The sequence below is a fragment of the Streptomyces sp. NPDC040610 genome, assembly GCF_055594065.1.
Map to the genome: position 1 here is coordinate 322,227 of NZ_JBVIXA010000001.1, position 23,871 is coordinate 346,097.

Annotated in this window: 13 protein-coding genes; 11 read left to right on the forward strand and 2 right to left on the reverse strand. The window is 73.4% G+C overall.

Going from position 1 to position 23,871, the window contains the following annotated elements:
* Window positions 1-142: 142 nt before the first annotated feature.
* The 9 genes from ACZ6AA_RS01660 to ACZ6AA_RS01700 all read left to right on the forward strand — a co-directional run bounded on the left by ACZ6AA_RS01660 (window position 143) and on the right by ACZ6AA_RS01700 (window position 19,416).
* Window positions 143-1,849: a glycerol-3-phosphate dehydrogenase/oxidase gene (locus ACZ6AA_RS01660; protein ID WP_468450778.1), complete on the forward strand. Its 1,707-nt coding sequence runs from the start codon at window positions 143-145 to the stop codon at window positions 1,847-1,849.
* A gap of 299 nt (window positions 1,850-2,148) precedes the next feature.
* Window positions 2,149-4,443, forward strand: coding sequence for a serine/threonine-protein kinase (locus ACZ6AA_RS01665; RefSeq protein ID WP_471455720.1), 2,295 nt, complete (start codon window positions 2,149-2,151; stop codon window positions 4,441-4,443).
* 166 nt (window positions 4,444-4,609) lie between these two features.
* On the forward strand, window positions 4,610-7,849 hold the full coding sequence (locus ACZ6AA_RS01670; protein WP_471455721.1) for a protein kinase: 3,240 nt from the start codon (window positions 4,610-4,612) through the stop codon (window positions 7,847-7,849).
* A gap of 188 nt (window positions 7,850-8,037) precedes the next feature.
* Entirely contained in the window at window positions 8,038-9,828 is a 1,791-nt protein-coding gene (locus tag ACZ6AA_RS01675) for a serine/threonine-protein kinase (RefSeq protein WP_471456584.1), read from the forward strand.
* Between the two features lie 178 nt (window positions 9,829-10,006).
* Complete coding sequence (locus ACZ6AA_RS01680) at window positions 10,007-11,929, forward strand: serine/threonine-protein kinase (RefSeq protein ID WP_468450784.1); 1,923 nt, start codon at window positions 10,007-10,009, stop codon at window positions 11,927-11,929.
* A gap of 160 nt (window positions 11,930-12,089) precedes the next feature.
* Window positions 12,090-13,850 carry a serine/threonine-protein kinase gene (locus ACZ6AA_RS01685; protein ID WP_471455722.1) on the forward strand — a complete coding sequence of 587 codons (1,761 nt, stop codon included), beginning with the start codon at window positions 12,090-12,092 and terminating at the stop codon, window positions 13,848-13,850.
* 159 nt (window positions 13,851-14,009) lie between these two features.
* Window positions 14,010-15,707, forward strand: coding sequence for a serine/threonine-protein kinase (locus ACZ6AA_RS01690; protein WP_471455723.1), 1,698 nt, complete (start codon window positions 14,010-14,012; stop codon window positions 15,705-15,707).
* Between the two features lie 170 nt (window positions 15,708-15,877).
* Window positions 15,878-17,494, forward strand: coding sequence for a succinic semialdehyde dehydrogenase (locus ACZ6AA_RS01695; RefSeq protein WP_468450790.1), 1,617 nt, complete (start codon window positions 15,878-15,880; stop codon window positions 17,492-17,494).
* 86 nt (window positions 17,495-17,580) lie between these two features.
* Window positions 17,581-19,416, forward strand: a complete 1,836-nt coding sequence (locus tag ACZ6AA_RS01700; RefSeq protein ID WP_468480397.1) for a GMC family oxidoreductase N-terminal domain-containing protein — start codon at window positions 17,581-17,583, stop codon at window positions 19,414-19,416.
* A 71-nt stretch (window positions 19,417-19,487) separates the two neighbouring features.
* Here ACZ6AA_RS01700 and ACZ6AA_RS01705 read toward each other — a convergent pair whose 3' ends face one another.
* Complete coding sequence (locus ACZ6AA_RS01705; protein WP_471455724.1) at window positions 19,488-20,657, reverse strand: LPXTG cell wall anchor domain-containing protein; 1,170 nt, start codon at window positions 20,655-20,657, stop codon at window positions 19,488-19,490.
* 279 nt (window positions 20,658-20,936) lie between these two features.
* Between ACZ6AA_RS01705 and ACZ6AA_RS01710 the strand changes: the two genes are divergently transcribed.
* Together ACZ6AA_RS01710 and ACZ6AA_RS01715 are read left to right on the forward strand one after the other, a co-directional pair.
* Window positions 20,937-21,332, forward strand: coding sequence for a hypothetical protein (locus ACZ6AA_RS01710; protein ID WP_468450795.1), 396 nt, complete (start codon window positions 20,937-20,939; stop codon window positions 21,330-21,332).
* Between the two features lie 213 nt (window positions 21,333-21,545).
* The gene (locus ACZ6AA_RS01715; RefSeq protein WP_468480399.1) at window positions 21,546-22,418 is read left to right on the forward strand and encodes a hypothetical protein; all 873 of its coding nucleotides are present in this window, start codon (window positions 21,546-21,548) and stop codon (window positions 22,416-22,418) included.
* A 969-nt stretch (window positions 22,419-23,387) separates the two neighbouring features.
* Here the strand turns inward: ACZ6AA_RS01715 and ACZ6AA_RS01720 are convergent.
* Window positions 23,388-23,726 (reverse strand): chorismate mutase, encoded by a 339-nt coding sequence (locus ACZ6AA_RS01720; RefSeq protein ID WP_468451698.1) that lies wholly within the window; start codon window positions 23,724-23,726, stop codon window positions 23,388-23,390.
* Window positions 23,727-23,871 lie beyond the last annotated feature (145 nt).

Here is a 23,871-nt window from a genome sequence, read left to right on the forward strand (position 1 = left end):
CTCTGACCCCGACAGTCACAGCTGTCACGGCGGCCGCAGCGGTATCAACGTTTTCCACAGGCCGTGGCCGAACCCGGCGGGCGCGACCAGAATCTGGGCATGATGTGAGCGCGACCACACCCGAACAGCACGGGAGGCAGCGGTGAGGACAGCGACTCTTGGCCCGGCGGAGCGCGCCGAGGCACTCGCGGGCATGGCCGAGCACGAGCTGGACATTCTCGTCGTGGGCGCCGGCGTGGTCGGCGCGGGCACCGCGCTCGACGCCGTCACCCGCGGCCTGAGCACCGGCCTGGTCGAGGCCAGGGACTGGGCGTCGGGCACGTCGAGCCGGTCGAGCAAGCTGATCCACGGTGGCCTGCGCTATCTGGAGATGCTGGACTTCGCGCTGGTGCGCGAGGCGCTGAAGGAGCGCGGCCTGCTCCTCGAACGGCTCGCGCCACACCTCGTGAAGCCCGTCCCGTTCCTGTACCCCCTCCAGCACCAGGGCTGGGAGCGGCTGTACGCGGGCTCGGGCGTCGCGTTGTACGACGCCATGTCGATGGCGCGCGGCCACGGCCGCGGCCTGCCCACCCACCGCCACCTGACCCGCCGTCACGCCCACCGCGTCGCCCCGTGCCTGAAGAAGGACGCCATGGTCGGCGCCCTGCAGTACTACGACGCGCAGATGGACGACGCCCGCTATGTGGCCACCCTCGTGCGCACCGCCGCGGCGTACGGCGCGAAGGCCGCCAACCGCGCCCGGGTCACGGGCTTCCTGCGCGAGGGCGAGCGCGTCGTCGGCGCCCGGGTCCAGGACGTCGAGGCCGGCGGGGAGTACGAGATCCGGGCCAAGCAGATCGTGAACGCCACGGGCGTGTGGACCGACGACACCCAGGCCATGGTCGGCGAGCGCGGCCAGTTCCACGTCCGGGCGTCCAAGGGCATCCACCTGGTCGTGCCGAAGGACCGGATCAACTCCTCGACCGGGCTCATCCTGCGCACGGAGAAGAGCGTGCTCTTCGTGATCCCCTGGGGCAGGCACTGGATCATCGGGACCACGGACACCGACTGGGACCTGGACAAGGCCCACCCGGCAGCCTCCAGCGCGGACATCGACTATCTCCTGGAGCATGTGAACTCGGTGCTGGCGGTGCCGCTCTCGCGCGACGACGTGCAGGGGGTGTACGCGGGCCTGCGGCCGCTGCTCGCCGGGGAGTCGGACGCCACCAGCAAGCTGTCCCGCGAGCACACGGTCGCCCATCCCGCGCCGGGCCTGGTCGTCGTCGCGGGCGGCAAGTACACGACGTACCGCGTCATGGCCAAGGACGCCGTCGACGAGGCGGTGCACGGTCTGGACCAGCGGGTCGCGGACTGCGTCACGGAGGACATCCCGCTGGTCGGCGCCGAGGGCTATCGCGCGCTGTGGAACGCCCGCGCGGGCATCGCGGCCCGCACGGGCCTCCATGTGGTGCGCGTGGAGCACCTGTTGAACCGGTACGGCTCGCTGGCGGAGGAAGTGCTCGAACTGGTCACCGCCGACCCGTCCCTGGGCGAACCGCTGGCCGCGGCCGAGGACTATCTGCGCGCCGAAGTCGTCTACGCCGCATCGCACGAGGGCGCCCGCCACCTGGACGACGTGCTCACGCGGCGCACCCGCATCTCCATCGAGACCTTCGACCGCGGCACCCGCAGCGCCCGCGAGTGCGCGGAGCTGATGGCGCCGGTGCTCGGCTGGGACAAGGACCAGATCGAGCGCGAGGTCCAGCACTACGAGAAGCGGGTGGAGGCCGAGCGCGAGTCGCAGCGCCAGCCGGACGACCTGACGGCCGACGCGGCACGCCTCGGGGCGCCCGACATCGTGCCGCTGTAGCCGGACGCGGTGCCGCCGGAGTGCGGCCTCCCCCTCGGGATAAGACAGGGGGAGGCCGACCTTCCGCTTATCGGCAAGTAGTCCAAGCAGTCAAGGAGCGGTCGGGGGTTCTGGGTGGTTTGACCCGAGGAGGGTGGCCAAGGGGGGTATGGACAGCGAGGTTTGGGGTGGTGCGCCGGGGTTCACTCGGTGGGAATGTCCATGATGTGGGACGACGGACCCGCGGCGTCGGCCGGTCCCCGGGTGAGGGACAATGAAGGCTCTGTCGGGGCTGGTTGTGCGGGTAGTTGAGGGGACGCATGTCGGAGGCTGAGCGGACGGGCGAGGCTCGTCAGGATCAGAGCGCACGTCTCCTCGCGGGCCGGTACCGGCTCGGTGACGTGCTCGGCCGCGGCGGCATGGGCACCGTCTGGCGGGCCAAGGACGAGACGCTGGGCCGCACGGTCGCGGTCAAGGAACTGCGCTTCCCGTCGAGCATCGACGAGGACGAGAAGCGCCGGCTCATCACGCGCACGCTGCGCGAGGCCAAGGCGATCGCCCGGATCCGCAACACCAGTGCCGTGACGGTCTTCGACGTGGTCGACGAGGACGACCGGCCCTGGATCGTGATGGAGCTGGTCGAGGGCAAGTCCCTCGCCGAGGCCGTGCGCGAGGACGGGCTGCTCACGCCGAGGCGCGCCGCGGAGGTCGGGCTCGCCGTGCTCGACGTGCTGCGCTCGGCGCACCGCGAGGGCATCCTGCACCGCGACGTGAAGCCGTCCAACGTGCTGATCGCCGAGGACGGCCGCGTCGTCCTCACCGACTTCGGCATCGCCCAGGTCGAGGGCGACCCGTCCATCACGTCGACGGGCATGCTCGTCGGCGCCCCCTCGTACATCTCGCCGGAGCGGGCGCGCGGCCACAAGCCGGGCCCCGCGGCCGACCTGTGGTCGCTCGGCGGGCTCATCTACGCGGCCGTGGAGGGCGTGCCCCCGTACGACAAGGGCTCGGCCATCGCGACCCTCACCGCCGTGATGACCGAGGCCGTCGAACCGCCGCAGAACGCCGGTCCGTTGCTGGAGAAGGTCATCTACGGCCTGCTCGCCAAGGACCCCGAGCAGCGGCTCGACGACGCGAGCGCGCGGGCGATGCTCCGTGAGGTCGTCAACGCCCCGGACATCCCCGAGGACAAGGCCCCCGCGGAGCCGGTGGACGCGACGAAGGTCGTGCCGCTGCCCCCGGTCCCGCCGCAGGCGCCGCCGTCCGGCTCCTCCGGCGGCCGCAAGGGCGAGGAGGCCGCCGAGCGGCTGAAGGGCGCGTTCCGCTCGGTGCGCAAGAAGGCGGCGGCCGCGGCCACGTCGGCCCGTGGCGCGGGTGCGGCGGGCGGTGCAGCGGCTGGTGGGGCCGGTGGTGCCGCGTCGGTCGGCGGTCCGGCCGCCGGTGGCGGTGCGGGCAACGCCGGTTCGGCGTCGGGCGCTTCGGCCGGGTCCGGTGTGACCGGGCACGGCGGTGGTGGCGCCGCGGGTGCTGCCTCCGGGACGGCGAGCGGGACTGCCGCTTCGGGGACGGCTGCTTCCGGTGCGGTCGGTGCTGTCGGTGCGGGGGAACGTATCGGCGGTACGGCTGGGAGCGGTGGCGCCGAGCGTGGTGCTGGTGCTGGTGCTGGTGTCGCGGGGCGTGGTGGCGCGGGCTCGGCCTCGGGTGCGGGCGCGGCCTCCGGGAGCGTGGGTGCCGGAGCGGGCGCGGGCGTGGGGATGAACTCCACCGGTGCGGGCGCCGGTTCGCACGGCGCGGCGCGGATCCCGGCGCAGCCCAGCGGGCCGCCGAAGCCGCCCGCCCGGGCGCCGCTCACGGATGTGGTGCCGCGGCGCACGCTGGTGATCATCGCGGTGGTCGTCGCCCTCGCCGTGCTCGGCACGGTGCTCGCTTTCGCGCTCAACGGCGACGGCGGCGGCAAGGACGACAAGAGCGGCAGCGACAAGTCCTCGTCCAGCGGGGCGACCGCGGGCGGCGAGGGCGAGGAGAAGGGCTCCGGGAAGGACTCGGGGAAGAACGACGACTCCGGTTCCGGCAAGGGCAAGGACGGCCAGGGCGACCAGGGCAAGGAGCAGGACGACAGCTCCGGCTCGGGCAAGGACGACGACGCGGGGCAGGGCTCGCCCATCGGCGGCGGCAAGGGCGACGGCGCCGAGGAGACGTACAAGCACCCGCAGGGCTTCTCGATAGGCTTGCCGAAGGGCTGGAAGTTCCGCTCGACCGACCGCGCGGGCGCACGCTTCACCGGGCCGAACGGGCAGAAGCTGCTCATCGGCTGGACCCCGACGCCCAAGGACAACCCGGTGGCCGACTGGAAGAACCAGGAACTGGGCATGCGCCGGGCCCAGTACGACCGGATCCGCATAGAGAAGGTCGACTTCCGGGGCTGGAACACGGCGGACTGGGAATTCACCTACGTGGACGGCGGTACGAAGTACCGCTCCGTGGACCGCGGCTTCGTCGTCAACGGCAGCCTGGGCTACGGACTGATGTACACCGCGAAAGCGGACGACTGGGGCAGCGATCAGCGACGCGACGCCTGGCGGACGTTCACACGGACCTTCGAGCCGAAGAAGTGACGGTGGGGCGGGACCGGTGAGATGGCCGGGCGATGACCGGTGAGATCTCGCATCCCCTCAATACGGTTCGGTTGTGGCACGTATCGTGAGTGCTTGCGGAGGGTAAGCAGCCGCAACGAGCCGTAAGTCGAACGGAATTGACCACCGGGCGGATGGGGGAGGCATCGTGGACGACTATGCGGGACGGGTACTCGCCGACCGCTACCGCCTGCCGCTGCCTCCGGCCGACGAGTACGAACTCGCGGAGACCCGCGCCTTCGACACCTACAGCGGCCAGGAAGTCCTGGTCCGGCAGGTGCCGCTGCCCGAGATCGTCGAGGCGGAGGTGCTCGGCGACGAGGCGTACGGCGACGGCGATCTGAGCGACGTCCTGCCCGGCGGGCTGCCCGAGGGGTTCCGGAGCGCGCGCGGGAGCGCGGCCCGGGGCGGCGCCCGGCGCGCGGGCTCGCGCGCCACCCGCAGGCCCAGCGACCCCGCGGTCCTGCGGGCCATCGAGGCCGCGCAGGCCGCCGCGCGCATCCCCGACCACCCGCGGCTCGACCAGGTCTTCGACGTGTTCGCGGAAGACGGCTCGCTGTGGATAGTGAGCGAACTGGTGGCGGCCCGGCCGCTCGCGGCGTTACTGGCCGACCGGCCGCTGAACCCCTTCCGCGCGGCGGAGGTCGCGGCGGACGTCGTCACGGCCCTGCGCGTCCTGCACGCGCACGGCTGGGTGCACCGGAACATCACCGCGCGCACGGTGCTCGTCTGCGACGACGGCCGCGTGATGCTGACGGGGCTCGCCGCGGGCGCGGCGGAGGAGGCCCTGTGCGGGTACGACCCGCGGCCCGAGGAGGACGACTTCGCGGGCTTCACCGAGCCCGAGGGCGCGGTGCCCGAGCCGGTGGGCGGCGCGGGGTACGCGGCGTTGGAGGCCGCGGGGGCGGACGGGGACGCCGAGTACGGCGAGTACGACGAGGAGACCGCGTACGGCGAAGAGGCCGCGTACGACGGGGGCGAGGCGTACGGCGGGGGCGACGGGTACGGCGGGGAGCCCGCGTACGGCGAGGGCCCCGGGTACGGCGAGGGGCCGGGCTACGGCGAAGGCCCCGCGTACGGCGACAGCGGCACGTACGGCGACAACGGCTCCTACCGCGAGCACGGCGGCAACGGATCGCGTGGGCACGCCGCGATCGAGGCCGCGCGGCACGCGGACGACGGGGGTGCCGAGCCGCCGAACGGCACGGCCGAGCGGGACCTCAGGGCGGCGCGGGCCGGGGCCATCGCCGCGTACCGGGCGGGCGCGGCGCGTGCCGCGGCCCGGGTGAGCGAGCGCGGCGAGGCGGGCGGCGGCGCCGAGCGCGGTGACGGCGCGTACGAGACGTACGGCACCGAGGGCGCGGACGGCGACGGCGGCGCGGTCGGCTCCGTCGGGCACATCTCGGATCCGTACGGGGTCCGGGAGCGGCAGAAGAAGCCGTGGCACGGGGCTGTGCCGCGCACCGGGGCCGTGCCCGCGCAGGGCGGCGCGCCGGGCTCCCACGGCGCATCGGACCCCCACCGCGCACCGAACCCGCACAGCGCACCGAACCCGCACAGCGCACCGAACCCGCACAGCGCACCGAACCCGCACAGCGCGCCGGACCCGCACAGCGTCCCCAGCGGACACCGCACGCCCGGCGCCCCAGGACCGCACAGCGCCCCCGGCGCACAGGGCGGCGCACAGAGCCCCCCGCCCCACCCCTTCACCAAGCAACTCCCGTCCGCCCGTACGCAGCCCGCTCCGGACCGGCCGACCTCCGCGCACCCGGCCCCGTATCCCTCGGCACCGCACCCGTCGGCACCGCGTGAGTCGGCCCCGTACGCCTCCGCGCCCCACGAGTCCGCCCCGTACGCCCCGACGCCGTACCAGTCGAAGCAGAACCTCCCCGCCCCCGGCGCCCACCCCGCGCACGACCTCGCCAAGTCGCCCGCCCCCAGGGGCACAGCCGGCGCCCCCGAGGGCAACGCCCGCCCCCGTGAGGGCGAGTGGGACGACCCCGCGGGCGAGCTCCGCGCGCGTCGCGGCCCCACCACCGCGCTCGCCGCCGAGCGGGCCCGGCACGCCCGGATGACCGTCGTCGGCGCCGTCACGGAGCGGTGGGCACCGGAGCAGGCCGGGCCGGTGCACGACAACTGGCAGCTGGCCGCGCCCATCGGGCCCGCCACCGACCTGTGGGCGCTCGGCGCGCTGCTGTTCCGCGCCGTCCAGGGCCACGCCCCGTATCCGGAGGACAGCACCGCCGAACTGGTGCAGCTGGTGTGCGCGGAGCCGCCCGCGTTCGCGGAGGAGTGCGGACCGCTGCGGCCCGTCGTCGAGTCGCTGCTGCGTCAGGACCCGACCGAACGCATCGACTTCGAGGAGCTGAGCGGCTGGCTGCGCTCCCTGGTGCGGTCGGCGCCGGAGCCGGAAGCGGGCGCGCACGTGGTGCCCGCGCCGCCGTACGACGGCGGCAAGCTCCCCGTCGTACGCCGCCGCGGAGAGGTCGTCCGCAAGCGCCGCTCGCCCGCGCCGGTCCCGGCCGGGGACGAGGGCGGCCAGGGGCACGGCCGCCACAAGCGCGCCCGGGAGCGCGTCAAGGAGCGCGGCAGGGACACAAGGCCGGTGCGGGCGCCGCGCCCAGAGCGGGAACCGAGCGCCCGGGGGCCGCGGTCGCTGGGCCGCGTGCTGCTCGTCGTGATCCTCGCGGGTCTGGTGGCGGCCGTCGCGTACGCGATGCTGTTCATGCCCGAGTCCGGCGAGGGCGAGAACACCGGCCGCACCGGCAACGCGGGCGAGGTCAGCCCGGCGCCGGACGGCGACGGCGACCGCCCGAGCGGGGGTGACGCGCCGGACGGCGAAGGGAAGGGCACGGACGGCGGCGAGGACGGCAAGGCGTCGGCCCCGGAGAAGACCCCCGGTTCGCAGGAGCCGCAGACCACCGACCCGGATGTCGCGTCGGGCTTCACGCTGCGCAAGGACGCCGAGGGCTTCCGGGTGGCCGTGGCCGACGGCTGGGACCGGCAGCCCAAGAACGGCCGCGGCCAGGTTCTCTACACCCACGGCCGCTTCGAGCTCCTCGTCGTCCCCGGCCGCGACAGCACCGGCGACTTCGGCACGGACCCGATGAAGTACCAGAAGGAGGACGAGCGCGAACTCCAGCCGTTCCGCGACTCGTCGTGGGCCACCTCCAGCGGCCTCCGGCTCGTCGACGTGGGCGGAAAGTCCCGGGCCGAGGGCCAGTTCACCTGGCAGGACACCGACGGCACCGAGGTCTTCGTACGCAATCTCGCGATGGCCGTGGACGGGAAGTACCACGTGCTCCAGGTGCGTGGGCCCGAGGCCGAGCGGGACGAGGTGACGCGCCTGTTCGAGCAGGCGTCGACGTCCTACCGGCCCTCCGGCTGACCACCGACCCGCCGGTACGGGCACGTCAACTGGCCCTCGCCGGGCAGGTGTCCGCCCCTGCCCGCGTCACAGTGCGGTCTCTGATGACCCCCTCCCGTTCCCTGCACGCGCCCCCCTCCTTAACCTGGCTCTGGCAAACCTCAAGAACCTGGCCCTGTCAAGACCAACTGCGGGGGAACGTGAATCAGATGCAGGGCCTGCTCCTCGCCGGCCGCTACCGGCTCGGCGAGTCCATCGGCAGCGGTGGCATGGGCCGCGTGTGGCGCGCCCGGGACGAGGTGCTGCACCGCGTCGTCGCCGTCAAGGAACTGACGGCGGCCCAGTGGGTGCAGGAGGCCGACCGCGAGGTGCTGCTCACCCGGACGCAGACGGAGGCGCGCGCCCAGGCCCAGATCAACCACTCCGCGGTCGTCACGGTCCACGACGTCGTCGAGTACGACGACCGGCCCTGGATCGTGATGGAGCTGGTCGAGGGCAACTCGCTCGCCGACGCCGTCCGGGACCGGGGCCGCATCGAGCCCCGCGAGGCCGCCCGCGTCGGCCTGTGGGTGCTGCGGGCCCTGCGGGCGGCGCACGGCGCCGGGGTGCTGCACCGCGACATCAAGCCGGGCAACGTGCTGCTTTCCGAGGACGGCCGGGTGCTGCTCACCGACTTCGGGATCGCCTCGATCGAGGGCGACTCGACGATCACGCGCACCGGTGAGGTCGTCGGCTCCGTCGACTATCTGGCGCCCGAGCGGGTCAGCGGCGCCAACCCCGGCCCCGCCGCCGACCTGTGGGCGCTCGGTGCCACCCTGTACACGGCGGTCGAGGGCAACTCGCCGTTCCGGCGTACGTCGCCGCTCGGCACGATGCAGGCCGTGGTGACCGAGGAGCCCGACCCGGCGCGGTACGCGGGGCCGCTCGGACCCGTCATCTCGGCGCTCCTGGCCAAGGACCCGGACGCGCGGCCGGACGCGGCCGAGGCGGAGCAGATGCTCGCGGAGGCGGCGGAGGGACGGCGTCCGGGGGCGGCACAGGCGTACGTACCGACGACGGTGAACGAGGCGCCGACGGCCCACACGCCCCCGCACCACCCGTCCACCACGCCCCCCGCACCACCCGCCGCGGCGCACACCCCGTCCTCCGCCACGCCGACCCCGCACGCCCAGGGCCCGCACACCCCGGCCTCGGCCACCCCGGTCCCGGGAGCGGCGCATTCCGGCCACGTGGACCCCGGCGGGCGGACGCCGGGACAGGCCGCCGATCCGTCCGGCCACGCCACACCGCCCCCGTACGGCACTTCCCAGACGCACGCCGCACCGACCTCCTACGGCACTCACGGCCCGTACGACACGGGCGCCACCGCTCCCACGCCCTTCGGGCCCGGACGGCGGCGCCTGCTCCGAGCCGTCGCGCCGATCGTGGCGGCCGCGGCGATCGGCGGGGGCGCGGTGTTCGGGTATCTGTACCTCGGTGGCGGCGGCGACGGCGGCAGTGAGGGCAAGGGCGGGAACGGCAAGGGGGACAAGGCCGGTGAGGTCGTCGGCGCGATCCCCAAGAGCTGGGTGCGCGTGCACGACGCGGAGGGCTTCAGCCTCATGCTGCCCAAGGGCTGGCAGCGGCAGGTGGACGGCTCCCAGATCGACTACACCCCGGACAACGGCCGCCACTTCGTGCGCATCAGCGTCGACCCCAGCCCCGACTTCGACAGCCCGTACGCCCACCAGCTCGACCTGGAGAAGCAGGTGAAGAGGCTGCCCGACTACCGGCGGCTGCACCTGAACTCCAACACCTTCCGCGACCGGCCCGGCGCCCTCTGGGAGTTCAGCTGGACGGCGGGCGCCAGCGACACCACAAAGGGCCCGCGGCAGGCCATCTCGCAGAGCTACATCAACCGCGCCGGCACCGAGTACGTGATCTACATGTCGGCGCCGGAAGGAAGCTGGAACAAGACGCGGCAACAGTTCGACGCGGTGCTGCGCGGCTGGCGCGACTGACCTCGGCGCGCTCGCCGACCGGCCCCGGTGTGCCCGGCGACTGACCCCGGCGCGCCCGTCGACGGCTTCGGCCCGCTCCCCCGACGGGCACGGCCCGAACTCCGCGGGATACGGCCTGAACTGGCCCTTGTCCGGGCGGAGAGGATCCGTGACCACACCTCTGGGGCATGATGGCCGCATGGGGAGCCTGGGTGACAGCACCCGTGTGATCGCCGGCCGTTACCGCCTGGAGGTGCGGGTGGGTCAGGGCGGCATGGGTGTCGTGTGGCGCGCGACCGACCAGCTCCTCGGCCGTCGCGTCGCCGTCAAGGAGATCCCGCTCGACGAGACGCTCTCCGCCGAAGAGGCCGCGCGGCAGCGCGAGCGCACCCTGCGCGAGGCCCGTGCCGTCGCGCAGTTGCGGCATCCGCACATCATCGTCGTGCACGACGTCGTCGTCCACGACGAACGCCCGTACCTGGTCATGGAGTTGATCGAGGGCCCCACGCTGGCCCTGCGCATCGGCAGGTCGGGACCGCTCGGCCCGCAGGCCGCCGCCCGCATCGGCCTCGACCTGCTCGGCGCCCTCGGCGTCGCGCACGCCGCGGGTGTCCTGCACCGCGACCTGAAGCCCGCCAACGTGCTCCTGGAGGAGGCCACCGGCAGGGTGGTGCTCACGGACTTCGGCATCGCGCAGGTCAGCGGGGCGACGACGCTCACGGAGAGCGGGTCGTTCGTGGGCTCGCCGGAGTACACCGCGCCGGAGCGGATGTCGGGCGAGCGCACCGGCCCGGCGTCCGACCTGTGGTCGCTCGGCGCGCTGCTCGTGGCCGTGGTCAGCGGGGAGTCGCCGTTCCGGCGCGACTCGATCGGCGGGGTGCTGCACGCCGTCGTCTTCGACGAGATTCGCCCGCCGCCCGCCGCGGAGCCGATCGCGCCCCTCGTCCTCGGCCTGCTCGAACGCGACCCGGAGCGGCGCCTGGACGCGGCCGGGGCGGAGCGGCTGCTGCGCGCGTACGTCGAGACCGGGGTCATGCCGGGGCTGCCGGGGCTGCCGGGGGAGGGGACGAGTGCTCGGCGTCCCGCGCTGGCTTCCGCGCGGGGGCGGTTGTCGGGGCGTGCGCGTGGCCGCGTGCCGGGGCGTGCGCCCGGGCGGTCGTGGGGTCGCTCGGAGGGGCGCACGGGCGGTCGCTCGGAGGGCCGCGCTGACGGCCGTACGGACGGTCGTTCGGAGGGCCGTGCGGCAGGCCGTTCCGGCCGTTCGGGCCGGACGTGGGGCTCGGGCCGTTCCTGGCGCTCAGGGCGCACGGGGCCCTCGTCGGGGCGTCGCCCCCTCCTCTCCCTGCTCCCCGGCCGCCATCCCCCCGGGAGCCAGCGCACGCAGCGGACGCCCGCACGCCCCGGGCACCTGGACGAACCCGCCGCGCCCCTGTCCGCCCCCGCGCGCCGACGCCAGAACCGCATCATGCTGATCACCGCCGCCCTGGTCGCGGCCGTGGCGGGCGGCGCCGTCTCGGCCGCGACGCTGCTGCTCGGGCAGGACGGCGACGGGGACGGCGGCCGGACATCGCCGCCCAGTTCGGCGTCGCCCGACAACCCGACGGACTCCGGCGGCCCGCGCCCCACGGCGACCTCGACGGTCACCAAGACCCCGGACACCGTGTCGCCCTCCACCCCCGACGCCCCCGTGGGCTACCGCCTCGCCAAGGACCCGCGCGGCTTCGCCCTCGCCGTCCCCCAGGGCTACGCCCGCCGCACGGACGGCCCGCGCACCTTCTACGTCTCGCCGGGCGGCGCCGTCCGCATCGGCATCGAGGCGGCCGACCCCGTCCCGGGCGGCCCGCTCGCCGCGCAGCGCCGCGCCGACGCCGACGGACCCCGCGACCACCCCGGCTACCGCGACGCCGACGTCACCGCGACCACCCGCAACGGCCGCCCCGCCGCACTGTGGCAGTACACCCGGGACGGCTCCGGCGGCGAGGCGGGGGCCCGGCGCACCTACGACCTGTGCTGGCAGGAGGGCGGCCGGAGGTACGACGTGTGGGTGTCGGCACCGACGGGCCAGGCGCGGGAGGGACGACGGCACTTCGACACGGCGGTGGACACGTTCGTGCGGCGGTGACGGCCAGGGGCGTACAGAGGGTGGGACTTCGACTCGGACGCGCCGTTACGTGCGCCTTTCTCCTCGTACGTCGCCGAAGTTCCCGGTTCCTGCATCACCCCGGTCACAACTGGCGACCCTGGCTGGAACCCGAGGTGCCCCGCACGGTACTCATGGGGGCATGAGTAACGACGGGGGAGCCTTCCACGGCCCGAACGAGACCACCAGCTACGGCCTGCAGCCACCGCAGCCCGCGCAGCAGGGTGGCGGCGAGCCGTACCCCAATCCGTACGCCCAGCCGACCCAGGTGGTACCGAACCAGCAGCCGGGCCCCGAGGCGTCCTCGCACTCCGCCCCGCCCGCCCAGCCCGGTCCTGACACCCGGGCCTCGGAGGCGACGCGGGCCGAGCCCGGCTCCGGCCGTCTGATCGGCGGGCGCTACCGGCTGCTCTCCAAGCTCGGCCACGGCGGCATGGGCACGGTGTGGCGGGCCAAGGACGAGACGGTGGACCGCGAGGTCGCGGTCAAGGAGCCGCGGGTTCCGGACCATCTGTCGGAGCGGGAGCGCGCCAACGCCTTCGAGCGGATGCGCCGCGAGGCCCGTGCGGCGGCCCGCCTCGACCACCCGGCCGTGGTCAACGTCCACGACGTCGTCGTCGAGGACGGCCAGCCGTGGATCGTCATGGAGTTCGTGCAGGGCCGCTCGCTCGGCGCGGCGCTGCGCGACGAGGGCACGCTCGGGGCCCGCGACGCGGCCCGGGTCGGCCTCGAAGTGCTCGGCGCCCTGGAGGCCGCGCACGCGGCGGGGGTCCTGCACCGCGACGTGAAGCCGGACAACGTGATGATCGGCAGGCACGACCGCGTCGTCCTCACCGACTTCGGCATCGCCCAGATCGAGGGCGAGACGAACCTGACGGACACCGGCGGCTTCGTCGGCTCACCGGAGTTCATCGCCCCGGAGCGGGTCCTCGGGCAGCGCCCGGGACCGGCGTCCGACCTGTGGTCGCTGGGTGTCGTGCTGTACGCGGCGACCGAGGGCGTCTCGCCGTTCCGCCGCAACAACACGCCCGCCACGCTCCAGTCCGTCCTCAACGCCACACCCGCCGCGCCCGCGTCCGCGCAGGGCCCGCTCGCCGACGCCATCAACGGCCTGCTCCACAAGGAACCGGCCCACCGCCCGAGCGCCGCCCGGGTCAGGGCCCTGCTCGAGGAGGCCGTCAAGCCGCCGCAGCCCCCGCAGCTGCCCGCGACGAGATTCGTGACGGCGGGCCACATGGACGGCGGTGCTCCGGCGCCGGACCGCGGCAAGGGCGTGTTCCTCGGCCGCAAGGCGCTCGTGGCCGTCGGCGGCGTCGTCGTCCTCGCGGTGGCCGCCGCGGTGGTCCTCGCGGTGAAGCCGTTCGGGGGCGACGAGGACGCGGGGAGCTGGACGCAGCACGAGGAGAAGGCGCTGGGCGCGACCCTGTCCGTGCCCGAGGGCTACCGCAGGAGCAGCGACGGGGGCGAGACGCCCAAGGAGCACTGGGTCACGTTCACGGACAAGAGCGGCAGCCTCTTCGTATCGCTGCAGCTCAGCAAGAAGTCCGAGGACGACCTCAAGTACATCGCGGGCACCTCGATGGCCGAGGCGTACGAGGACATGAAGGACCTGGACAGCGGCAGTACGGTGCTCGGCTCGCTGAGCCCGGACGAGGTGGGGTCCGGCAAGAAGACGACGCAGGGCGACTACAAGGGCAAGCAGTCGGCCGAGAACCTGATCCCGTACACCAACAAGGAGTCCTCGCTCACCTACCCGCGCGAGGCCAAGGTCTTCTACTACCGGACCACGGCGGGCGACATGTACAAGCTGTGGATCGACTACCCGGCCAAGAGCGACTTCACCGAGCGGGGGCGCGAGGTCGCGAAGAAGGCGATCGAGGGCCTGGAGATCGCGAAGCCTTGAGCCTTCGGCGGTGTTGAGCCGTCAGGAGCCCCGAGCCGTCGGGAGCCTTGAGCCGTCAGGAGTCCCGAGCCGTCGGTGGCCCTCCGTCGCCCGCGGTCCTGAGTCACAGGAGCATCACCGTGCTGGCCCTCGCACGCCCGTGCGCGATAGGCATGCGGCATGAGTGCTGACGGGGGACGCGTGCTCGGGGGCCGCTACCGGCTCGCCGAGCGCATCGGATCGGGGGGCATGGGAACGGTATGGCGTGCCGTCGACGAACTGGTCGGGCGGGAGGTCGCGGTCAAGGAGCCGCGGTTTCCCGGCGATCCGCACGGCGCGGCGGCACGGCGCGCGTACACCCGGCTGCGGCGTGAGGCGCGCGCCGCGGCGTCGGTCGACCACCCGGCCGCGGTGGCGATCCACGACGTGGTCGTCGACGACGGGCTGCCGTGGATCGTCATGGAGCTGGTCCGGGGCGAGTCGCTGCACGAGGTCCTGAAGCGCGGGGCGCTGCCGCCCGCCGAGTCGGCCCGCATCGGGCTCGCGCTCGTCGGCGCGCTCGCCGCGGCGCACGCCCAGGGCATCGTGCACCGCGATGTGAAGCCGGCGAACGTGCTGCTCGGCGCGCACGGCCGGGTCGTCCTCACGGACTTCGGCATCGCGCGCGTGCAGGGCGAGGAATCCCTCACCGTCAGCGGCGAGTTCGTGGGGTCGCTCGAGTTCATCGCGCCCGAGCGGATGGCGGGGCAGGGGGCGGAGCCCGCGTCAGACCTGTGGTCGCTCGGGGTGCTGCTGTTCGCGGCGGTGGAGGGGTGGTCCCCGTTCCGGCGTACGACCCTTGAGTCCACGCTCGCGGCGGTGCTCTCCGCGGACGTGCCGGAGGCGGCGCGGGCGGGCGAACTGGCGCCGCTCATCGCGCGGTTGCTGTCCCGCGATCCCGGGCTGCGGCCCGCCGCGGGGGAGGTGGTGGCGGCCCTGGAGGCGGTGGCGGAGGGGCGGCCGCTGCCGGAGCCGTTCGGGACGGTGGCGGCGCAGGACCCTTCGGGGATGCGGGAGTTGTCGGACGATGTGGGGACGGTGCGGCTTTCTCGCGGGGGCGCGGGTGCGGGTGCTGGTGGGGGCGCGGGGCCGGGGCCGGGGGCGAGTCCGGAGCCGGGCCTGGGTCCGGGTCCTGTGCGTGCCGGGGGACGGCGTACGCCCGCCCTGGTCGCCGCCGCGCTCGTGGGCGCGCTGCTGGTCGGTGGCGGGGTGTGGCTCGGGACGTCGATGGGCGGCGGGGCGGGGGAGACGCGTGCGGAGGGGTCGGAGGGGTCGGAACCCGCGGAGCGTACGAAGCGGCCGGAGGACGGGGCGCCCGGCACGCCGAAGCCCGGAACCCCCGAGCCCCGTTGGAAGGTCCGCCCGGAGCGGGCGCTCGCCGCCGAGATGCCCGTGCCCGCGCACTACAAGGTCGTCGTACGCGAGGACGGCGACGACGACCGGCAGCGCACGGGATCCCGGCTCGTGATCTACGCCGAGGACGAGAACAGCGACGTCACGGTGCGCCTGACCAAGGAGGACAGCGGGTCGACGCCCGCGCTCACCTGGGCCCATCAGGCGGCCGAGACCTGGCACGACTCGGACAACGGCGCCAGGACGAACTACACGAAGACGTCCCACCGCGGCGACGACGCGGCGATCGCCGACACCACGTACGACGACGACTCCATGACCACCCCGATCCGCTGCCTACAGCTCATGATCATCACGGCCGACCAGGAGTTCTACGAGCTGCGGGTGGACATGCCGAAGGGCACGGCCGAGGAGAGGGAGGGCACCGAGCTGTTCAAGGGCGTGCGTGCGCGGCTCAAGGTCGGCAAGGACTCGGTGAAGGGCTGACGCCTGCTGCGGAGTTGCCGGTTGGTGCCTGAGGAACGCCCTGATCAGCGCCTTTGTCGCCAGCAGGCACTGGCAGCGAACGAAGCGGCCCGCGGGCACGTGTGCGTGCTCGGTGAAACCTCGTTACCCATGGGTACCCAAAGCGTCCGCTCAGGCATACGCTCACCGTCATGACGGACTCGCAGGCCCCCGCCACGCCCCTCGGTACGAACCCGGTCGCCCCGGCCCCCAGCGGCGCACGCACCGCCGCCGACGTGGTCACGCCGGAGCTGGTCGCCCAGCTCACCCGTGATGTGATCGGCTCGGGCCGGACCGCCAACCACACGCCGTTCACCGGCGAGAAGCTGGCCGACCTGCCCGAGTCCACCCCCGAGGACGTGGCCACCGCCTTCGAGCGGGCGCGCGCCGCGCAGATCGCCTGGGCCCGCACCCCCGTGCGCCGGCGTGCCGCCGTCCTGCTGCGCTTCCACGACCTGGTGCTCCAGCGCCAGGCGGAGGCCCTCGACCTCATCCAGCTGGAGACCGGCAAGGCGCGCCTGCACGCGCACGAGGAGATCCAGGCCGTCGCCGTCGCCGCCCGGCACTACGGCCGCCGCGCCGGCGCGTACCTCAACCCCAAGCGCCACACCGGCGTCGTCCCGACCCTCACCAAGGTCACCGAACTGCGCCAGCCGCGCGGCGTCGTCGGCCAGATCGCCCCCTGGAACTACCCCCTCGAACTGTCCATCGGCGACGCCCTGCCCGCCCTGGTCGCGGGCAACGCGCTGGTGATGAAGCCCGACACGGAGACCGCCCTGACGGCGCTCTGGGCCCGGGACCTGATCATCGAGGCGGGGCTTCCGGCCGAGGTCTTCCAGGTCGTGCTCGGCGAGGGCCCCGTCATCGGCCCCGAGCTCGTCAAGCACGCCGACTACGTCTCCTTCACCGGCTCGACCCGCACCGGCCGCGAGGTCGCCACCGGCGCCGCCGCCCGCCTCGTCGGCGTCTCCCTCGAACTCGGCGGCAAGAACGCCATGCTGGTCCTGCACGACGCCGACGTGGAGAAGGCCGCCGCGGGCGCGGTCCGCGCCTGCTTCTCGTCCGCCGGTCAACTGTGCATCTCCATCGAGCGGTTGTACGTCCACGAGGCCGTCGCCGACGCCTTCGTCGAGCGGTTCGCGGCGAAGACCAAGGCGATGCGGCTCGGCCGGTCGCTCGCGTACGGCGCCGAGATGGGCTCCCTCGTCGGCGAGCGGCAGCTGGAGGCCACCCGGCGGCACGTGGACGAGGCCGTCGCCAAGGGCGCCACGCTCGTCGCGGGCGGCGTGGCCCGGCCCGACATCGGCCCCTACTTCTACGAGCCGACCATCCTGGACGGCGTCGAGTCGCCGATGGCGGTGTGCACGGAGGAGACCTTCGGCCCGGTCGTCTCGCTCTACCGCTTCACCGACGAGAACGAGGCCGTCGAACTCGCCAACTCCACCTCCTACGGTCTGAACTCCTCGGTCTGGACGAAGGACGGCAGGCGCGGCCGCGCCCTCGCCGCCCGCCTGCGCACCGGCACCGTCAACGTCAACGAGGGCTTCGCGCCCGCCTACGGCAGCGTTCAGTCCCCGATGGGCGGCATGAAGGACTCGGGGCTCGGCCGCCGCCACGGCGCCGAGGGCATCCTCAAGTACACCGAGGCGCAGACCGTCGCCCACCAGCGGCTCATCCCGCTCGCCCCGTCCTTCGGCATGACCGACGAGAAGCACGCGGCGTTCATGACGACGAGCCTGAAGCTGATGAAGGCGCTGCGCCTGCGCTAGGCACGCCGGAGCCAGGCACGCCCCGGAAGGGGCGCGGGGAACTGCGCGACCAGCCACAGACAGCCCGCGGATTTCGAGGAGAGCCGATGCCACAGGAGAACTCCGTCCAGAGCGAGGACGGGGGGAACAGCGAGGAGTACGACTACGACGTCATCGTCATAGGCTCCGGCTTCGGTGGCTCCGTGTCCGCGCTGCGGCTCACCGAGAAGGGCTATCGCGTCGCCGTCCTCGAAGCGGGCCGCCGCTTCACACGCGAGACGCTGCCGAAGAACTCCTGGGACATCAAGAACTACCTCTGGGCCCCGGCGCTCGGCCTCTACGGCATCCAGCGCATCCATCTGCTCGGCAATGTGATGGTCCTGGCGGGCGCGGGCGTGGGCGGCGGATCGCTGAACTACGCGAACACGCTCTACGTACCGCCTGCGGCGTTCTTCGACGATCCGCAGTGGAAGGACATCACGGACTGGCAGGACGAGCTGCGTCCGTACTACGAGCAGGCCAAGCGGATGCTCGGCGTGCGGCTCAACCCCACGACCACCCCCTCCGACGTCCATCTCAAGGCCGCCGCGCAGGCCATGGGAGTGGGCGACAGCTTCCACATGGCGCCGGTCGGCGTCTTCTTCGGTGACGGACGGGACGCCACCGGTGAGTCAACGGCCAAGCCCGGCGGGGAAGTTCCCGACCCCTATTTCGGCGGCGCCGGACCGGCGCGGCGCGCCTGCACCGAGTGCGGCGAGTGCATGACGGGCTGCCGCCACGGCGCGAAGAACACCCTCAACGAGAACTACCTCTACCTCGCCGAGAAGGCCGGAGCCGTCATCCACCCGATGACGTCCGTCGTGACGCTCACCGAGGACTCGCGCGGCGGCTACGCGGTGGGCACGCTGCCCACCGACGACAAACGCAAGGGCAGGGGCCGCACCTTCCGCGCCCGCCGCGTCGTCCTCGCCGCCGGCACATACGGCACCCAGACGCTCCTGCACCGCATGAAGGACAGCCATCTGCTGCCCCGGATATCCCGGCGCCTCGGCGATCTGACCCGCACCAACTCCGAGGCCCTGGTGGGCGCCCAGACGACGGACCGGCGCTACCGCAAGCGCCACGGCGGCCTCGCGGGCGCGGGCGGCAAGGTCGACTTCACCAAGGGCGTGGCCATCACCTCGTCCATCCACCCGAACGACACGACCCACATCGAGCCCGTCCGCTACGGCAGGAAGTCCAACGCGATGGGCGGCATGACGCTGCTCCAGGTCCCGTACACCGTGAAGGGCGGCAAGGCGCGCGTCGCCGGATGGCTCGCCAACACCGTGCGCCACCCGCTCCTGACCGTGCGCTCCCTGTCCAACCGCCGCTGGTCGGAGCGCACCATCATCGGCCTGGTCATGCAGACCCTCGACAACTCGCTGACCACGTACCGCAAGGAGAAGGGCATCGGCAAGGGTCTGCTGACCGCGCGGCAGGGCCACGGCGCGCCCAATCCGGAGCAGATCCCCGAGGCCACCCGCGCCGCTTCCCTCATCGCCGAGGAGATCAACGGCTTCCCCGGCTCCAACGTCGGCGAGCTGATGGGTACCCCGCTGACGGCGCACTTCCTGGGCGGCTGCCCGATCGGCGACGGCGCCGACACCGGCGTCATCGACCCCTACCACCGGCTGTACGGCCACCCCGGCATCTCCGTGGTCGACGGCGCCGCCGTCTCCGCGAACCTCGGCGTGAACCCCTCGCTCACGATCACCGCGCAGGCCGAGCGCGCCATGTCGTTCTGGCCCAACAAGGGCGACACGGACCCGCGTCCGGCCCAGGGCGCCGCGTACGCGCGGCTCGCGCCGGTCGAGCCGAAGTCCCCGACGGTCCCGGCCCGCGCCTTCGGCGCGCTGCGGCTGCCGTTCCTGGGCGTGCCCGAGGTGCCGAAGAAGAAGTAGGCGGCGTACGTACGCGAAAGGACCTGCACCCCCCTCCGAGTGCAGGTCCTTCGCGTCTCGCGGTACGTCGCCTAGGCGGCGGCGTCCGAGTTCGAGCGGCGGCGTACGACGTACACCGCGCCGGCGCCCGCGACGACGGCGATGCCGCCGACGAGGCCGATGGTGGGCAGCACGGAGCTGGAGCCGGTCTGGGCGAGGCTGCCGGTGGGCGGAATCTCCGCGACCGTCTGCTTCACCTCGTCGGCGCGGCCGCCCTGCGGCTTCTTGGCGACCGGCGGCTCGGTGACGTCCGGCCTGGGGATGGCCTCACCGGGGTGCTCGTTGTCGCTGCCGGGCTTCAGGACGGTGAAGTCGAAGAACGCGAACGCGTTGTGCTCGCAGTTCAGCTCGGAGTCCACATAGCCGCCGAGGCCGAACGCGTAGCCGTCGCCCGCCGGGGCCTTCTTGTTGATGTTCAGGCGCAGCCTGATCTCGACCTGCTCCTTGGCGGCGAGCGTCGTCGTGCCGAAGGTGACACCGCTCTCGACCTCGTCGACGATCGACTTCCAGCCCTTGGCCTCGGGGTCGTAGAACTGGATCCGCGTGTAGCTGCTCAGCCAGTCCTTCTCGTCCTCGCTCTCCGAGAAGTTGTCCGCGGCGGCCAGCCACCGGACCTTGCCGAGGTCCTCGTCGCTGGGGTTGGCCGCGATCAGCTTGAACTCGTGCCAGCCGCTGCCCGCGACGATCTTGCCGGGCAGGCCCTTGAGCTTGAGTTCCAGCTCGTTCTCGGCGTCCTCGCCGGTCTCCTCGTCGACGGCGCACTCGGTGGGCTCGTCGGTCGGCGTGGCCTCGTCGCCGGGCTCGGTGGTGTCCTCGCCGGGGTCGGCGTCGTCCCCGGGCTCGGTGTCGCCGCCGCCGGGCTTGGTGTCGTCACCGGGCTTCGCGTCGCCGTCGCCCGGCTTGGTGTCGTCGCCCGGCTTGGCGTCGCCGTCTCCGGGCTTCGTGTCGTCGCCGGGCTTGGCCGGGTCCTCGGGCTTCGTCGGGTCCTCGGGCTTGGTGTCGCCGTCTCCGGGCTTGGTCTCGTCGCCGGGCCCGGCCGGGTCCTCCGGGGCGGGGGACTCGGCCGGGGGCGTCTCGCTCGCGTTCGCGGACGGCGTGGTGTTCGCGTCCCCAGTTGCGAACGCGGCCGGTGCCGAGAGCAGTGCGACCGGGGCGATCACGGCCGTCGCCGCCGCGGCGGCCAGAGCACGGCGAAGCTTCATGAAGACCTCAGAGAGTCCGGCGCACCGCGCCCGCGCGGTACGGAGGTGGAGGCCTCCGCGGCGGGGCGCGGAAGTGGCCGTTGTTACGCATGGATGACCTGCGCGGGCCGGGAATGGTTGTCCTGGGACTCACAGAATTCTTATGTGGTGTGGGTCACAAGTTCGGGGCCCGGTAGGGGCTCCGGCTTGTGCGGCCGCAGCGCGGTGTCGTAGAACTTCCCCCGTTTGCAAGCGAGATGAAGCACGCTCTGGAATGGATTCTTGGGGGGCACAGTGTCCGTGCAGTCGCCGCGTGAGCCTGACGACGAGTCGTCCATACCCGACGAGGTGTGGCGCCGGTTCGAGCAGGACAGCGAGCGGGAGATCCGGGCGTCCGCACCGAAGGAGCCGTCCGCGCGGGCGCGCATGGTCGCCGAGCGGCTGCGCCGCCTGGACGAGGAGGCGGCCAGGCGGCAGGCCGAGGGGGTCGTCGGCCGCAAGCGGCGCAAGCGCAGGGAGGAGTCCGCGCAGCCGTGGCGCCCCGACGAGTGGCGCGCCGCGCCCACGGGCGGCGGCGGGCGCCGCTCGGAGCGGTCCGAGCGGTGGCGGCAGGTGCGGAGTGTGGTGATCGTCGGGGGCTGCATGATTCTGGCGATCGCGGTCCTGAGCCCGTTCCGGTTCTGGCCCTGGCAGTGAGCGGGCGGTTCCGGGGGCGGCGGTGACTCGCGGGCGGGTGGACCCCGGTGTGACGTACGTCGTGTACGTGTCACGCAGCTGACCGGGTGTTCCAGGGAACCGCGCACGTCGATCTTCAGTCGTAGAAGAGGTGCGGGTGATTCCGCATGGACGTGCGAGGCGTGCGCGCGGTGTGATGTGCGCGGGGTGCGCCAGGGAATGGGGGAACGGAACGTGAAGTCAGCTGTGTCGCGTGTCGTGGTGGCCGTCTCGGTCGCGGCCGCTCTGGGTCTGACCGCCGCGTGCGGTGGCGGCGACGGGGACGGGGGCGGCGACCGCGACGGCGGCAAGTCGTCGACGTCGCAGGCGAAGCCGAAGGGCCCGGGCGGCGGGTCGGGCGGGTCCGGGGCCGGCGGCGGGTCCGGTGCCGAGGACCCCGCGGACCGGTCCCCCGAGGCCGGGAAGCTGAAGGCGAAGGTCCTCGCCGCGGGCGACCTGAAGCGCGCGGAGCTGAAGCGGTACGAGGTGACGCCCCGCGAGCGGTCGAAGCTGGAGGCCGCGTCGGACGGCGCCGCGGCGACCCCGGCCGCCTGCCGCCCGCTCTCGGACATGGCGGCCGCCGCCACCCCGCCGAAGGCCAAGGCCCACGCGGGCCGCACGGTGGCGCCGAAGAGCGTGCGCGACGACCTGGCGACGACGGACGTCGAGCTGTTCGCGTACGACAGCCCGGACAGCGCGCGGAAGGCGCTGCGGGACGTGCGGGCGGCGGCGAAGTCGAAGGAGTGCGGCGCGTTCCGCGCGGGCGGCGTGCGCTACAGCGGCGTCGCGCCCAAGGCCGCGCCGGACAAGGGCGACGAGTCGGTCGCGTACAAGATCGGCAGCCGCGAGGAGCAGTTCGTCAAGCGGCACGCGGTCGTCGTGGTGCGGGACGGTTCGACGCTGGTGTCCTTCGTCGCGCGGAACTACTACGACCCGGAGGCCGTGGCGGGCGAGGAGGAGTCCCGGCAGGATGGCGGCGGCTCGGACCTGCCCGGCTCGGACAAGGCGGACGAGGAGCCCGTGGTGCCGTCGGCGGTCGTGGACGCGCAGCTGGACAAGGTGGGGTAGGCGCCGGACGAGGTGCGGCGGCCCTTCGGCCGCCGGGCCACCGGGCTGCCGGTGGGACGAAGAGCGGTTCGACGAAAGAGCGAAGGGCCCCGCGGGACGGATCCGCGGGGCCCTTGGCTGTCAGCACCGACGTCAGGGCAGCGTCGGTGCCTCGGTGCGGCGCCGGGGGAGTGCGCCGCTGGTTGAGAGAGCCGGTGGCCGACCCGGCGCACAAGGGGCGCGCGGCTGGTGTAGACCAATGGCAATGGAGTTGTGGAGAGCGGGGTCCTGAGCCCCTCTCCCTCTACGCATCGTGGAGGATGGCCGGTTCTCCGCGCAACTGTTTCGACGACATCTTGGGGCGCAAGGCCGGAATGAAACGGGGCGGTGAGGCTGGCCGAAAAGCGCCTGAGGCCGGGCGCCGGGGGAGCGGAGGGGGCGGGGCCGCGGAAACGGCTCGGAAAGACGGAGCGAAAAACGGAACGGGAACGGAACAGGAGCAGAGCGAGAACGGGGCGGGGGTGGGGCGGGGACGGGGTGGAAGTGGTGCGGGAATGAGGTGGCGGTGCGCTGGGACGGGGCGGGGGCGAGGTGGGAACGGAGTGGGAAACGAGACGGGAATCGGGGACGGGAGCGGTGCCGGAAGGGGACGGAGGCCGACCGGCTCCGGGCGTCCCCGGAGCCGACCGTTCCCTGGGTGACCGGGCTGCTGTCCCCTGCCGTCCGGTCACTTCTCTGGAGCGAGGTCCCACGGCGCACACGAGTCGCGTACGCCTCATCGCTCCAGCGGAGCCACGCGTGGTTCTTGCGGCCCGCCCCTGGCTGGCACGGACATCGGGACCAACGAAGCCCGTCGGGAACCGGTCACGCGCCGTACGGGTGAGAAGGGATCCGAACTCAGTTCCGTGGCGCAGTGGTTCCGCTTTTCGCCGGGGGCGGTGACGCCGCCGACGGGGCTCGGCCGGGGAGCAGGCGGGGCCCAGGCGGGGCTCAGACGCGGCCCCGGCACAGCTCGAGGAGCGTCATGGCGAGCTGGGTGCCGGGCTTGCCGAGGGCGTCCCTGTAGTGGCTGAGAATCTCCATCTCGCGGGAGAGGTTCACACGCCGCCCGCCGGAGCTGATGCGGGCCTCCTGGATGACGGCGGAGACGGCCATCCGTTCCTGGACGAGCCCGATGATCCGGTCGTCGAGGGCGTCGATGCGCTCGCGGGCGCCGCCGATGAGCTCGGCGGCCTCGGGGGTGCGGGCGCCGGTCTGTTCGGCGGGGGTGGTGGCTGCGTTCATGGTGGTGGGGCTCCTCGGTCGGGTGGCGGAGCCCCGGAGCGGCAGTACCCGGAAACAACAGAACGCCCCGGGCCTTGTCGGCCCGGGGCGCCTGGGAAGTCGCTTGGCGTTACGTCAAGCAGCTCGACCATGGCAGCCGGCGAGCCGGATGCCATAGGTAAAGACAGAGGTCGAGTGCGAGAACATGCGC

Bases quoted from the DNA above. Each gene is read 5' to 3' on its own strand.
- ACZ6AA_RS01665 (WP_471455720.1), top strand. From the start codon at position 2,149: ATGTCGGAGGCTGAGCGGACGGGCGAGGCTCGTCAGGATCAGAGCGCA.
- ACZ6AA_RS01675 (WP_471456584.1), top strand. From the start codon at position 8,038: ATGCAGGGCCTGCTCCTCGCCGGCCGCTACCGGCTCGGCGAGTCCATC.
- ACZ6AA_RS01680 (WP_468450784.1), top strand. From the start codon at position 10,007: ATGGGGAGCCTGGGTGACAGCACCCGTGTGATCGCCGGCCGTTACCGC.
- ACZ6AA_RS01685 (WP_471455722.1), top strand. From the start codon at position 12,090: ATGAGTAACGACGGGGGAGCCTTCCACGGCCCGAACGAGACCACCAGC.
- ACZ6AA_RS01690 (WP_471455723.1), top strand. From the start codon at position 14,010: ATGAGTGCTGACGGGGGACGCGTGCTCGGGGGCCGCTACCGGCTCGCC.
- ACZ6AA_RS01695 (WP_468450790.1), top strand. From the start codon at position 15,878: ATGACGGACTCGCAGGCCCCCGCCACGCCCCTCGGTACGAACCCGGTC.
- ACZ6AA_RS01700 (WP_468480397.1), top strand. From the start codon at position 17,581: ATGCCACAGGAGAACTCCGTCCAGAGCGAGGACGGGGGGAACAGCGAG.
- ACZ6AA_RS01705 (WP_471455724.1), bottom strand. From the start codon at position 20,657: ATGAAGCTTCGCCGTGCTCTGGCCGCCGCGGCGGCGACGGCCGTGATC.